The sequence below is a fragment of the Saccharomonospora xinjiangensis XJ-54 genome (assembly GCF_000258175.1).
GTDB classification, from domain to species: Bacteria; Actinomycetota; Actinomycetes; order Mycobacteriales; family Pseudonocardiaceae; genus Saccharomonospora; species Saccharomonospora xinjiangensis.
Genome location: NZ_JH636049.1, coordinates 4,117,368 through 4,130,284, shown reverse-complemented (window position 1 = coordinate 4,130,284; position 12,917 = coordinate 4,117,368). Strand labels below are relative to the sequence as shown.

The window sequence follows — 12,917 nt, the reverse complement described above, 5'->3', positions numbered from 1 at the left end:
TCGGCGAAGCGACTCTAGCGGCGCAGAGAGGTCTGGTACTCCATATGCGCGAGCTTCTCCGGGTTGCGCACGGCGTAGAGGCCGGTGACGCGCCCGTCGTCGATCCGCATCGCCACGACGCTGTCGAGTTCGCCGTCGAGCCGGACCACGAGCGCGGGATGACCGTTGACCTGCACCGGCTCCAGCGCCACGGGGAGGGTGACCTTGCCGAGACCGCCGACCAGAAGGCGCGCCACCTTGCCGGAACCCACGATCGGGCGCGGCACGGCCTGCTTGACCCCGCCGCCGTCGCCGACGAGGACGACATCCGGGGCGAGGATGTCGAGCAGCCCCTGCACGTCGCCGGTCTCGATCGCCAGCCGGAAGGCGTCGAGGACGGCCCTGGTCTCGTCGGCGGACACGACCCCGCGCGGGCGGCGCGCGGCGACGTGTTCCCGCGCCCTGTGCGCGATCTGCCGCACCGCGGCTGGGCTCTTGTCCACGGCTCCGGCTATCTCGTCGTAGTCGAAGTCGAACACCTCGCGCAGCACGAACACCGCTCGCTCTGTCGGTTTGAGCGTCTCCAGCACCAGCAGCATCGCCATCGAGACGCTGTCGGCCAGCTCGACGTCCTCGGCCACGTCCGGCGAGGTGAGCAGCGGCTCGGGAAGCCAGGAACCCACGTAGGACTCCTTGCGACGGGCGAGCGTGCGCAGCCGCGTGAGCGCCTGGCGGGTAGTGATCCGCACCAGGTACGCCCGCTGGTCGCGCACCGCGCCGAGATCGACGCCAGCCCACCGCAGCCATGTCTCCTGCAGGACGTCCTCCGCGTCCGCGGCGGAGCCCAGCATCTCGTAGGCGACGGTGAACAGCAGGTTGCGGTGGGTGAGGAACGTTTCCGTGGCGAGATCGGGGCGGCGATCCTCCTCCACCCGCCCTTCGCCGGAGGTGGTGTGCGGCTTCGACATGGCTCGCTCCTGCTCGCGTTCGACTCTGTCCTCGTGAAGACGCCGGGCCCCTCCGGTCTGTGACACCGGCCCGCTCCATCCTGGGTGTTCCCCATCACATCGCCGAGTTGTCACGAGGACCGGGGCGGCGGCGTCTGGTGTTCGTCAGCGCGCTGAGCACCTGTCAACGAGTTCGCCACGAGCGAGGAGAACGACCATGGAACCCCGCCTCAACCTGTTCGACAACGAGTTCGCCGCGAAGTTCGGCAAGCGGTTCGCCGGTGCCGGTCTGCTGGTCGAGCAGTCGCCACTGCCCAAGACCACCCGTGAGCTGGTGTCGCTGCGCGTCAGCCAGATCAACGGCTGTGGCTTCTGCGTGGACATGCACACCAAGGAAGCGATGGCAGCCGGTGAATCCGCCGCGCGGCTCAACCTGGTGGCCGCCTGGCGTGAGGCCGTCGTGTTCACCGAGGCGGAGCGGGCGGCGCTGGCACTCGCCGAGGAGGGCACCCGGCTCGCCGACGCCCACACCGGCGTGTCCGACGAGACGTGGGCGCGGGTGCGTGAACACTACGACGACGACGAACTCGCCGCGCTCCTCTCGCTGATCGCCCTGACGAACGCGGCCAACCGCCTCAACGTGATCGTGCGCAACCCCGCTGGGTCGTACGAGCCGGGCATGCTGGCCGCCATGATGGACTGACCGGCTGACCCGGCTGCCCCTCCGCTCTGCCCCGGATCGTCCAGGTCCGGGGCAGAGCCTGCTCGCGCGGGAAGGCCAGGCGATCCGACCGTCCCGCCGCCCTCACGAGATCGAGCGTTCGCCGCTGCCGCATGGCTGCCCACGAAGGACCATGGCGTCATGGACGCCGTTCTCGCTTACCTCGCCGCGGGCCTCGTGGGGTTGTGGGGGATCTCGCACGCGATTCCCACCCGGTCGGTGGTCGCCGGGTTCGGCGAGATCTCCGTGGACAACCGCAGGGTGCTGGTACAGGAATGGCTTGCGGAAGCGGTGACCATGTGGTCCTTCGCCGCACTGATCACCGCGGTCACGCTGGTGGGCGGCGAGACGCCCACCGCCGACTGGACCTACCGTGTGATCGCGGGGGCGTTGCTCGTTCTCGCGGCGCTGACGGCTTCGACCGGTGCCCGCACCAGCGTGGTCTGGTTCAAGATCTGCCCTGTCCTGCTCACCACGTCGGCGGTGCTGCTGTTGGTCGCGGGCCTCGGCTGAGCGGCGAGCGCCGTCGCCCGATACCTCCACTGCCTCCACACACCGCCGTGCTCCCGGCCGCCGCGCTACGGCACCAGCACGAGCTTGCCCTTGGCCGCTGAGGTGTTCAGCAGCTCGTGGGCTTGGCGGGCCTCGGTCAGCGGCAGGCGCTGCGCGACCTCGGGGTTGACGACTCCCGCGCGCAGCAGCCGGACCAGCTCCTGAAGGTCCGCGCGGAACCAGTCGGGATGCCGGTCGCGCAGCTTCGCGATCCGGTAGGAGAGCACGCGGCGGCGTGGCGACAGCAGTCCGGCCAGCGCGACGGCCGCCGTGGAGGCATACCAGGTGAGCCACCCGCGTCGGCTCTTCCTGCCGTGCGCCAACGTGACGTAGTGGCCGAACACCACGAGCCTGCCGCCGGGACGCAGCGCACGAAACGAGCGCAGCGACAGTGTTCCACCGATCCCGTCGAGGGCGACGTCCACGCCGCCGCCGGTCAGCTCACGAACCCTTGGAAGGAAGTCCTCGTCGCGGTAATCGATCGCGACCGCGCCGAGCCGCTCGACCTTCGCGCATTCGTCGGCCGAGGCGGTTCCGTAGACGCGAAGCCCTGCGGGAGCCGCGAGTTCCAGCACGGCTGTCCCGACTCTGCCCGCAGCACCGTGGAGCAGGACGGTCTCCCCTCGGCGCGCCCTCGCCGCCCTGTGCAGGAGCTGGTAGGCGGTGAGGTAGGGAAAGATGATGCTCACCAGCAGCGCGGCGTCGAGGTCGTCGGGTACCGGAACAGCGAGTTCCCCGGGAACACACACCTGCTCCGCGTAACCTCCCCAGACGGTCAGCGCCGCCACCCGGTCGCCTTCACTCAGCGTCTGGCGGCCCTTCCCCACCTCGCGCACTCTGCCGACCAGCTCGTAACCGGGAGTGAACGGCGGTTTCGGCCCGCCGAGGTAGGTTCCCGCCCGCAGCAGCGCGTCGGTGAACGACACGCCCGCGGCCTCGACCTCGACGCGGACCTGCCCCGGTCCCGGCCGGGGAACGGGCTCCTCGACCACGTGCAGAACGTCAGGACCGCCGAAGTGATCCGCGACAACCCGCTTCATAGCCTCGTTTCCGCCGCCTTTCACGTCCCTGGTGAGCCGGGGCCTTTCCGGGACAGACCACGTCTCGGAATCGACCTCGACCGGCTCCGAGACGGCCTGGCAGAGGTATGACACGTTCGAGGCGGGTCAAACCGCCGTGCGGGCGAGTGTCCGCGCCGGCAGGACGTGCGCGGCGTCGGAAAAATCGCTGTGGACTCTTCCGGCCGGAGCCATACAGTTGCGCCGACTGCCGGGGAGCACGGTCAGAACGACGCGTGCGCCGAGCGCCGTGCTCCTGGCCCAGCCGCCCGATCCGCGCCAGAGCCGCGACGCGGCAGTGGCGACGCGGCGGTCCGGCTCAGACCCAGCACGGAACCAGCGCCAGACCAGGCATTTATCACAGCTGTGATATATTGACTCGGTGCCCTTCCTCGATATCTCCTCCGTCACCTACACACTCCCCGATGGCCGCGTGCTCCTCGACGACGTGTCGTTCCGAGTGAGCGCAGGCGAGCGCGTGGCGTTGATCGGGGCGAACGGCGCGGGGAAGACGACGCTGCTCCGCATCGTCACGGGCGCGCTCGCACCGGATGCCGGAGCGGTGTCGCGCGGCGGGAGTCTCGGCGTGATGCCGCAGTTCCTCGCGGGCGGGACGGTGCGCGAACTGCTGACGTCGTTCGCTCCGGCGCCGGTTCGGCAGGCGGCTGCCGCACTTGCCGGCGCCGAGGCGACCCTGAGCGCGCGAGGCACGACAGCGTCACAGCTGGCCTATGCCGAGGCGCTGGCCGCGTGGGGCGACGCGGGCGGATACGAGGCCGAGGTGCTCTGGAACATCTGCACGACCACCGCGCTGGGTATCACCCTCGAACAGTGCGGGGACCGGCCGGTGGCGACGCTGTCCGGCGGTGAGCAGAAACGCCTGGCGCTGGAGGCTCTCCTACGCGGGCCGGACGAGGTGCTGCTGCTGGACGAGCCGGACAACTTCCTCGACGTCCCGGGCAAACGGTGGCTAGAGGAACGATTGATCGAGAGCGGCAAGAGCGTGTTGTACGTGAGCCATGACAGGGAACTCCTGGCGCGCACCGCGACCGCGATCGTGAGCCTCGAACTCGGAGCCGCCGGAAGTACCGCGTGGGTGCATCCTGGCGGGTTCGACACCTACCATTCCGCACGGCAGCGGCGGTTCGCGAGGCTCGACGAGCTTCGCCGCAGGTGGGACGAGGAGCACGCCAAACTGAAGGCGCTCGTCCAGATGTACCGGCAGAAGGCGGCGTACAACTCCGACATGACATCCCGCTACCGGGCCGCGCAGACACGCCTCGCGCGGTTCGAGGAGGCGGGACCGCCCGAGGCGAGGCCGAGGGAACAGAACCTGGCGATGCGGTTGCGTGGCCGTCGCACCGGAAAGCGGGTGCTGACGTGTGAAGCGTTGGAGTTGACCGGCCTGATGCGCCCCTTCGACTGCGAGGCCTGGTACGGAGACCGCATCGCGGTGCTCGGCTCGAACGGTTCCGGCAAGTCACATTTCCTTCGCCTGCTGGCCGTCGGAGGCACCGCCCCGGAACCGGAGCACGCACCGGTGACCGACCTGGTGATCGAGCCCGTCCCGCACACCGGAACCGCCAGGTTGGGCGCGAGGGTGCGTCCCGGCTGGTTCGCACAGACCCATGGGCGGCCCGACCTCACGGGCCGCACGCTGCTGTCGATCCTGCATCGTGGTGACGAACACCGCGCGGGGATGCCTCGTGAGGACGCGTCCAGGGCGCTCGCACGATACGAACTGGCGCGATCGGCCGAGCAGACGTTCGATTCGCTCTCCGGCGGACAGCAAGCCCGGTTCCAGATCCTGCTGCTCGAACTCGCGGGCGCGACGCTTCTGCTGCTCGATGAGCCGACCGACAACCTCGATCTGGAATCCGCCGAAGCCTTGCAGCAGGCCCTGCGCGCCTTCGAAGGGACGGTGCTCGCCGTCACCCACGACCGCTGGTTCGCCCGCGACTTCGACCGATTCCTGGTCTTCGGCTCCGACGGCACCGTCTACGAGACGACCACACCCGTGTGGGACGAATCCCGTGTGTCACGGCAGAGAGGCTAGAAGATGCCCGCACGAATCGACCCCGACCAACGCCGAAGGCACGTGGTGGAAGCCGCGTTCCGCTGCGTCGTCGCCGAAGGCATCGACGGTGCGTCCCTGCGCAAGGTCGCCGCCGAAGCAGGTCTCAACATCGGCTCCGTGCGCCACTACTTCGACGGGCACGTTGACCTCCTCGTGGCCGCCGCAACGGAAGCCGGTGACCGCATGGGCGCCCGCCTCGCCCGCCACCCGATCGACGCTTTCCGCGACCTGACCGAACACGAGGCCCTCGACGCACTGCAGAACCTCGTCGAGGAAGTCCTGCCCGTAGACGACGAACGGCGGGACGAGGCGATCGTCGTGGTCGAGTTCCTCCTCGCCTCAAGGCTCCGCCCCGCTCTCGCCCCTTTCGCCGGGCGCATGGCGACCGACCTGCACGAGGTCGTCGCCGGTGCGCTGGAAGGGGTCGGAGCACCGAACCCCGAGGACGCGGCGCGGCAGCTGACATCCCTGATCGGCGGCCTCACCATCGACACCGTCACCCCGCACGGGGCGTTGAGTGTCGAACAGCTCCGGCGCACCCTGCGCGACCATCTGCGGCTCCTCCTCACACAGTGCGTACGCGCATGATGCGGGCACCGGCATGGCTGTCCGTGGTGCGTTCCCGTCAACGGTTCCGAACCAGGCAGCCCACGGCACAGGCGGACATCGACTGTGCCGCCACGAAACCGAGGGTTGCCACGTCCGACGAAGCGGTGGCGCGGGTGCGCGAACACGACGGCGCGTTCGCCGCTGCCGGGTGGCTGCCCACGAGACCCCTGCGTCAGAACGGCTGGAGCGCGAATCTGCCCCAGGCGATGAACGCGAACAGACTCACAAAGACCAGATCAGAAACCAGCAGCGTCCACTCACTGCGGCGGAAGCGCGTCGTGGCGGCGCCGGTCATGAACATCGCCATGCCACAGGCCGCGAGCGGCGTCAGGATCGGCGCGATGTCCAGCGCGGCCGGAAGAATCAGCCCCAGGCTACCGACGATCTTGACCGCACCGATGAACTTCAGGTGGCCGTCTCCGAAGTCGTCAACCCAGTGCTGACTGTGTCCGATCGCGCGGTATCTCTCCCTTCCCATCAGCAGCAGGCTCGTACCGCCTGCGGTGAAGGCGGCGGCGAGGAGACCTGCGACGATCCACAAAGTGAGGTTCACGGCTTACTCCTTCGTTGTTACGGCGGCCCGCTCGGGCCCGTCATGGTGATGACGGCTCAGGACGAGAAGGGGTAACGGATGACCACACAGAAGGCCCTGGCTGAGGAGTTCGAGGGGAACCGGCAGCGGCTGCTGGCGATGGCGACCCGTGTCCTCGGAAGTTCGAGCGATGCTCAGGACGTCGTGCAGGAGGCGTGGCTGCGACTCGTCCGTCAGGAACCGGGTTCCATCGAGAACCTCGCGGGATGGCTCACGACCGCGGTCGGCAGGCTGTGCATCGACGTGCTCAGGTCGCGTACCGCCAAAGGCGAGGTGTCCTACGAAGAGCAGTTCCAGGCACCGGTCGTCCTGTTGGACGACGACCCTGAAGACCTCGCGGTCCAGGCGGACAGGGTCGGATTGGCGCTCCTGGTCGTGCTGCGGTCGCTTCGGCCGGACGAACGACTCGCTTTCGTGCTGCACGACATGTTCGCCGTACCGTTCACGGAGATAGCCGCAGTGATCGAGAAGTCCCCCGACGCGGCCAAGATGATGGCGAGCCGAGCCCGCCGCAAGGTTCAGGGCGCCGCGTCACCGGCACACACCCATCGCGAGAAAGGCCGGGTGGTGGACGCGTTCCTCGCCGCGGCCAGGCACGGCGACTTCGACGCGTTGCTGGAGATCCTGGACCCGGATCTCACCTGGGAACTGCACGGGCAGAACAGGATGGTGTCGCGAGGGCGAAAGGACCTCCTGCGTGCGCTGACGCACGGCCCGACCTCGGATGTCATCGCTCGCCGCGTCGTGGTCAACGGGCAACCAGGCATACTCGCGTGGAGCCCGGAAGGCACCCCGGTGGCACTCATGGCCTGTACCGTCAACGACGGCCGCGTCACCAAAATCGCCTCACTGACCGACCGCTCCAGACTCGACCGGATCGACCTGCCGGCTCCCGTTGCGTCCGACGGCATGGTGGCCGGACCCGACGCCTGACAGAAGGGCAGGCCTCACAGAACGAGCAGGACCGTCCGGGCACAACTGGTATCAACGGCACCGGGGCGTGGCAGGCCTGGCGTTGCTGAGCCCGCCTGCGGATGCTCCGCGCAACGCTGCCCTGCGAGTCCCCGACCGGTACCGTCGGGGCAAGCTCAGTCGCCGAGCGAGGGGAGATGCTCGTGTCCACTCGCGTGCACGCGGTCGCGTTCGATGTGCTCGAAACCCTGTTGGATCTGACTCCGCTCGGCGCCCGGTTGGAGACGGTCGGCCAACCCGCACGGCTGTTGCAGCCGTGGTTCCTGCGATTCCAGCGCGACGCCATGGCGCTGGCCCTCAGCGGGGATTCCGGGACGTTCGAGTCGGTGGCCCGGCAGGCGTTGCGCACCGAAACCCGGCACACGGTCACCGACGACGACATCGACCACGTGCTGGAGGGATTCGGCCAGCTACCCGCGCACCCTGATGCCGAGCCCGCTGTGCGGCTGCTGTCCGAAGCCGGGCTGCGGGTCGGCTGCGTGACCGTCGGCAGCGCCACCAACACGGCCCGGTTCCTGGAACGAGCGGGACTGGCACGCTATGTGGACGAGGTCGTCACCGCGGCGCAGGCTGGTATCTGGAAACCCGCTCCCTCCTTCTACCGCATGGCGGCCTACCAGCTGGAGACATCGCCGGAGAATCTCGCGCTCGTCGCGGTCCACGCCTGGGACTGCCACGGAGCCAAGCGCGCGGGCTGCCTCGCCGGTTGGTGCGGGCGGCTGGAAGGTCACTACGGCGATGTGTTCACCGAACCCGATGTGAGCGGCTCCGACCTGGTGCGGGTCGCCGAAGATGTGCTGCGGCTCTCGTAACAGAGAACGATGCTGGAGTTGACGATGGTCACTGCCGATCTCGGCCGGGCGGCATGAGCGGACTGTCCTCCCGGCTGGGCGCGATCGTCTCCGCCCTGCCACTCGCGCCGGGAATGCGGGTCCTGGAAATCGGGGGCGCCCCCGGCGCCGCGGCGAAGGCCGTCGCAAGGCGTATCGGCGAGGGCCACATCCTGGTGATCGACCGCTCAGCCAGGGGGATCGCCCTCACCCGCCAGAACGCGTCCGCCGAGATCGAAGCGGGAACTCTGAGCGTCCGCCACGTGGCCGTGGAGGAGTTTCGTTTGCTGCCTGGCGAAGCGCCGTTCGACCTGGCTTTCGCCGTCCGTGTCGGCGCGCTCGACGGGCGGCATCCCCGGGCAGGGCAGGTCGCGCTCCGCCGTATCGCCGACGCGCTCCGCCCTGGCGGGCGGTTGTTCATCGACGGTGGTGACCCACTCCGTGAACTCGACCTCCCACCGCGTTCAGGACCGCACGTTCTGTGACGAGATCGCGGCGATCGCGGATGTGGCGATGTCCCGGCAGAACCCCGCCACATCCCCGGAGGCCAGGCGATGCTCCCCCACGAGCACATCCACGATCCCGTCGGCGAGCAGGTCCGCCGCCACGACACGCTGAGCCGTCGCCATGTCGGCGGCGAGACGGGGATGGCCGTGCACGATGGCGCTGGCCCCTTCGAGCGGCAGCGGCGAGAGCCAGGCGTGCTCGGCGGCCACCACGGTGTGCGCGGAGGTGAGTGCGAGCGCGGCGCCTCCGCAACCCTGCCCCAGCAGGATGGCGGCCGTCGGCACCCGCACACCGGTGAGCGTGGCAAGGCATCGGGCGATCTCACCCGCCAACGCGTCCTCCTCCGCCTCGGCGGAAAGCTCGGCTCCCGGTGTGTCGATCACGGTGACCAGCGGAAGGCCGAACTGCTCGGCGAGGATGACGCCCCGGCGCGCGGCTCGCAATGCTGTAGGCCCGATCGGACCGGGTGCGGGGTGCCGCCGATGCCCGACCACGACACACCGGGTGCCTGCCAGCCGGGTGAGGGCGACCAGCACACCCGCGCCGCTTCCGCCGAGCTCCACGGTGTCGCCTGCCGCGTGACGGAGCAGTTCCTCCACTCCTGGCCGGTCCGGACGTCTGGTCAGCTGGATCGACTGCCACGCGGACCCCGCGCCGCTCAGCCGCCCCACCACCCCGGTGGGTGCGGGCGAGGAACCTTCCGATGCCGGGCCGCCGTGGAGGTGCCCGAGTACCGTCGCCAGCAGTCCGCGCAGCGCCGGAAGCGGCACGATCCGGTCAACGATTCCGTTGCGGGCGAGGTTCTCCGCGATCTGCACCCCCTCGGGAAAATCCTCGCCGTGCACCGCCCGATACACCTTCGGGCCGAGAAACCCCAGCAACGCCCCCGGCTCGGCGAAAGTGAGCTGGCCGAGGGAACCCCACGACGCGAACACACCCCCTGTGGTGGGGTGGCGAAGGTAGACGAGATACGGCAGGCCGCTGCTCTTGTGCTGTTCGACGGCGCGGGCGACCTCCGCCATCTTGACGAAGGCTCGCGTGCCTTCCTGCATACGGGTGCCGCCGGAAGCGGGGGCGGCCACGATGGGCAGACCCCGCTCTGTGGCGAGGCGGATCGCACGCGTGAGCCGGTCGGCGGTGTTGACACCGATCGAGCCTCCGAGAAACCCGAATTCGCTGACCAGCAGCGCGACGCCGGTTCCCTCGATGCGTCCGCGCCCGGTGAGCACCGCCTCGTCAACGCCGGTGGCCGAGCGCGCTCGCGCGAGCGAGGCCAGATAGTCGTTGTCGCCGCGCGGGACCACCGGCTCGTCCCACGATTCGAAGGTGCCCGGGTCCAGCACCTGCCCCAGGAAGTGCGCGGCCGTGCCGAGCCTGGTCACGGCGCACGCTCGTCGAGCCAGGCACGGACACGGTCGCGGTGCGCGTTCAGCACCGGGGGCGCGGTGTGCCGGTGGCGGGTGACCTCCGTGCCCTCGGTGTCGAAGAACCGCAGCGGCGGCCCCGCCAACGTGACCGTTCCCAGCGTGTCGTGCTCGACGTTCACGAGCAGTCCCTGGCTGCGAGTCTGTTCCCAGTCGTACACCTGATCGAGGGTTCGGACCCGGCCTGCCGGCACTCCCAGCTCCGCCAGCCGGGTGAGCAGGTCATCGGACTTCCAGGTCGAGAACACGCGTTCCAGCGACTCGACCAGCTCGGTGTGGTGGGCAACCCGGTCCGCGTTCGTCGCGAACCTCGCATCGCCAGCGTCGAGGCCGAATCCCGAACAGAATCTTCTCCACAGGTCCGCACTGCCCACGGCGATCTGCACCGAACCGTCGGCACAGCGGAATAACCCGTACGGGGCAATGGAGGGATGGTGGTTTCCCTGTGCCAGCCCGACCTCTCCCGCGACGGTCCAGCGGGTGGCCTGGAAAGCGTGCACTCCGACTCCCGCGGCGAGCAGCGAGGTCCGCACCACCCTGCCCTGGCCGGTCCGGTCGCGTTCCAGTAGCGCCGCGAGCACACCGTACGCGCCGTACATTCCGGCGAGCAGGTCGCAGATCGGGGTACCGAACTTCTGCGGCTGGTCCGGGCTGGGTCCGGTCAGCGACATCAACCCGCTCTCCCCCTGCGCGATCTGGTCGTAGCCCGCTCGCCCGCCCTCCGGCCCGTCGTGGCCGAATCCGGTGATGGACAGGATCACCAGTCGCGGGTTCAGTCGATGCAACTCGGCGAAGCCGAGCCCGAGGCGGTCCAGCACTCCGGTGCGGAAGTTCTCCACAAGAACGTCCGCCCGGCTGACCATCCGGAGCAGTGTCGCGTGGTCGCCGGCGTCCTTCAGGTCGAGCGCGATCGATTCCTTGTTGCGGTTGGCGGAAAGGAAGTACGTCGATTCCTCGCTCGCGCCGATGTGGTGTTCCGGCCGCACGAACGGTGGGCCCCAGCCCCTGGTGTCGTCGCCGCGTCCGGGTGCCTCGACCTTGATGACGCGCGCCCCGAGATCGCCGAGCATCATCGTGGCGTGCGGGCCGGCCAGTGCGCGGGACAGGTCCACCACGACGGTGCCGGACAGCGGGCCGTCACCGTGCTCGCGCTGCGTGGTCTGCCGGGTCGGTGTCGTCATGGTCGGCTCCGGTGGGAATCAGCGGGGTCGTCGGGGAGGGTGGGAACACGGTTGCCCGTGCCCGTCGCGGTCTCGAACGCGTGCGCGAGTTGCAGCACGCCGAAGTCGTCACCCGGCCTGCCCACGATCTGCAGGCCCACGGGAAGGCCGTCGTCGGTGAAGCCGCACGGCACGGAGGCGGCGGGCAGCCCGGTCGCGGAAATCCAGTAGCACGACCGCATCCAGTCCAGATAGGACTCCGATCCCACTCCGGCGACCTCGGGAGGGTAGGGCAGTTCGACGTCGAAGGGCGGGACAGGCGACACCAGGGTCACCAGGAACTCGTGTGTGTCGAGGAACTCGCGCATCCGGTGGTAGAGCGCGATGCGCCGCTTCTGGGCGCGAGCCAGGTCCTCACCCGTCACCTGCCAGCCTGCCTCGATGTTCCCTGCGGCGCTGTCCCCGAACCACTCCGGATGCTCTCGGTACAACGGGCCGAGGCTCAGCGCGTAGTACCAGGCACGCCAGGTGCGGAACGCGTCCTCGGCACCGGTCAGGTCCGGGTCCTGATCGGTCACCCGGCAGCCCAGTTCCGCCAGCACCTGCCTGCCCGGTGCCATCGCCCGTAGCACTCGCTCATCAACGGGCAGTCCCCCCAGGTCGGCACTCCACGCCACGGGCGTGCCCGCGAAGTCCCGGTCGAGCGGGTCGGCGAACCGCGACGCCGGAACGTGATGGGACAGCGGCGAGCGCGGGTCGGGTTCGGCGAGCACGCGCATGAGCAGGGCGACGTCGGCGGCCGTGCGCGCCATCGGCCCTGCCACGCCGAGGGTGAACAACGGGTCCGTGGCAGGCCACATCGGCACCCTGCCGAGCGAGGGCCGCAGGCCCACCACATTGCAGAAGCTCGCGGGATTGCGCAGCGATCCGCCCATGTCCGTGCCGTCGGCGATGGGCACCAGCCTGGCCGCCAGTGCCGCCGCCGCTCCCCCACTGCTCCCGCCGACGGTCTTGCTCAGGTCGTAGGGGTTGCGGGTGGCACCGAACAGCGGGTTGAACGTCTGCGAGCCGGTGCCCCATTCCGGGGTGTTGGTCTTGCCGACCGTCACGGCTCCCGCCGACGTCAGACGTTCCACCACGATGCTGTCGAAGTCGGGAACGTACTCCGCCCGGGCGGGAGATCCGTAGGTCGTGCGGATGCCCTTGGTCTCGGTGAGGTCCTTGTGGGCGACCGGAAGTCCGTGCAGCGGCCCGAGCGGCTCACCACTCATGATCGCCTGGTCTGCGGCGTGTGCCGCGCGGTGCGCGTGCTCGCGTGCCACGGTGACGATCGCGTTGACCTTCGGGTTCACCGCGTCGATGCGCGCGAGGTGAGCACGCAGCACTTCCCTCGCCGACACCTCACGGCGGCGCAGCAGCCCGGCGAGTTCGCAGGCTGAACGCAGGCACAGTTCGTCTTCTGACATGGCTTCTCTCGCTGTCCGGCGGT

Annotated in this window: 13 protein-coding genes; 7 read left to right on the top strand and 6 right to left on the bottom strand. The window is 69.4% G+C overall.

The window, feature by feature from the left end; translation table 11 throughout:
* Nucleotides 1–14: 14 nt before the first annotated feature.
* Nucleotides 15–947: an RNA polymerase sigma-70 factor gene (locus SACXIDRAFT_RS18745; protein ID WP_006240233.1), complete on the bottom strand. Its 933-nt coding sequence runs from the start codon at nt 945–947 to the stop codon at nt 15–17.
* Nucleotides 948–1,143: 196 nt separating this feature from the next.
* On the opposite strand from SACXIDRAFT_RS18745, the gene SACXIDRAFT_RS18740 reads away from it, so the two are divergent.
* Nucleotides 1,144–1,629, top strand: coding sequence for a carboxymuconolactone decarboxylase family protein (locus tag SACXIDRAFT_RS18740; RefSeq protein ID WP_006240232.1), 486 nt, complete (start codon nt 1,144–1,146; stop codon nt 1,627–1,629).
* A 159-nt stretch (nt 1,630–1,788) separates the two neighbouring features.
* Nucleotides 1,789–2,160: a hypothetical protein gene (locus SACXIDRAFT_RS18735; protein WP_006240231.1), complete on the top strand. Its 372-nt coding sequence runs from the start codon at nt 1,789–1,791 to the stop codon at nt 2,158–2,160.
* Nucleotides 2,161–2,225: 65 nt separating this feature from the next.
* Here SACXIDRAFT_RS18735 and SACXIDRAFT_RS18730 read toward each other — a convergent pair whose 3' ends face one another.
* Nucleotides 2,226–3,239: a medium chain dehydrogenase/reductase family protein gene (locus SACXIDRAFT_RS18730; protein ID WP_040922275.1), complete on the bottom strand. Its 1,014-nt coding sequence runs from the start codon at nt 3,237–3,239 to the stop codon at nt 2,226–2,228.
* A 400-nt stretch (nt 3,240–3,639) separates the two neighbouring features.
* Between SACXIDRAFT_RS18730 and SACXIDRAFT_RS18725 the strand changes: the two genes are divergently transcribed.
* Together SACXIDRAFT_RS18725 and SACXIDRAFT_RS18720 are read left to right on the top strand one after the other, a co-directional pair.
* Entirely contained in the window at nt 3,640–5,313 is a 1,674-nt protein-coding gene (locus SACXIDRAFT_RS18725; RefSeq protein WP_006240229.1) for an ABC-F family ATP-binding cassette domain-containing protein, read from the top strand.
* A 3-nt stretch (nt 5,314–5,316) separates the two neighbouring features.
* Nucleotides 5,317–5,922, top strand: coding sequence for a TetR/AcrR family transcriptional regulator (locus SACXIDRAFT_RS18720; RefSeq protein ID WP_006240228.1), 606 nt, complete (start codon nt 5,317–5,319; stop codon nt 5,920–5,922).
* Nucleotides 5,923–6,115: 193 nt separating this feature from the next.
* Here the strand turns inward: SACXIDRAFT_RS18720 and SACXIDRAFT_RS18715 are convergent, their stop codons facing one another.
* Complete coding sequence (locus SACXIDRAFT_RS18715; RefSeq protein ID WP_006240227.1) at nt 6,116–6,496, bottom strand: DoxX family protein; 381 nt, start codon at nt 6,494–6,496, stop codon at nt 6,116–6,118.
* 78 nt (nt 6,497–6,574) lie between these two features.
* Between SACXIDRAFT_RS18715 and SACXIDRAFT_RS18710 the strand changes: the two genes are divergently transcribed.
* The 3 genes from SACXIDRAFT_RS18710 to SACXIDRAFT_RS18700 all read left to right on the top strand — a co-directional run bounded on the left by SACXIDRAFT_RS18710 (nt 6,575) and on the right by SACXIDRAFT_RS18700 (nt 8,822).
* Nucleotides 6,575–7,468: a sigma-70 family RNA polymerase sigma factor gene (locus SACXIDRAFT_RS18710; protein WP_006240226.1), complete on the top strand. Its 894-nt coding sequence runs from the start codon at nt 6,575–6,577 to the stop codon at nt 7,466–7,468.
* A gap of 182 nt (nt 7,469–7,650) precedes the next feature.
* The gene (locus SACXIDRAFT_RS18705) at nt 7,651–8,319 is read left to right on the top strand and encodes an HAD-IA family hydrolase (RefSeq protein ID WP_040922780.1); all 669 of its coding nucleotides are present in this window, start codon (nt 7,651–7,653) and stop codon (nt 8,317–8,319) included.
* Nucleotides 8,320–8,372: 53 nt separating this feature from the next.
* Complete coding sequence (locus tag SACXIDRAFT_RS18700) at nt 8,373–8,822, top strand: SAM-dependent methyltransferase (protein ID WP_006240224.1); 450 nt, start codon at nt 8,373–8,375, stop codon at nt 8,820–8,822.
* On the opposite strand, the gene SACXIDRAFT_RS18695 is transcribed toward SACXIDRAFT_RS18700, so the two are convergent.
* From SACXIDRAFT_RS18695 to SACXIDRAFT_RS18685, 3 genes are read right to left on the bottom strand one after another with little or no spacing between them, the layout of a single operon-like run.
* Nucleotides 8,802–10,226, bottom strand: a complete 1,425-nt coding sequence (locus tag SACXIDRAFT_RS18695; protein WP_006240223.1) for a carboxyl transferase domain-containing protein — start codon at nt 10,224–10,226, stop codon at nt 8,802–8,804. The genes SACXIDRAFT_RS18700 and SACXIDRAFT_RS18695 overlap by 21 nt on opposite strands.
* Nucleotides 10,223–11,449, bottom strand: coding sequence for a CaiB/BaiF CoA transferase family protein (locus tag SACXIDRAFT_RS18690; protein WP_006240222.1), 1,227 nt, complete (start codon nt 11,447–11,449; stop codon nt 10,223–10,225). The genes SACXIDRAFT_RS18695 and SACXIDRAFT_RS18690 overlap by 4 nt, the downstream gene beginning before the upstream one ends.
* On the bottom strand, nt 11,446–12,894 hold the full coding sequence (locus SACXIDRAFT_RS18685; protein ID WP_006240221.1) for an amidase: 1,449 nt from the start codon (nt 12,892–12,894) through the stop codon (nt 11,446–11,448). The genes SACXIDRAFT_RS18690 and SACXIDRAFT_RS18685 overlap by 4 nt, the downstream gene beginning before the upstream one ends.
* Nucleotides 12,895–12,917: the final 23 nt, after the last annotated feature.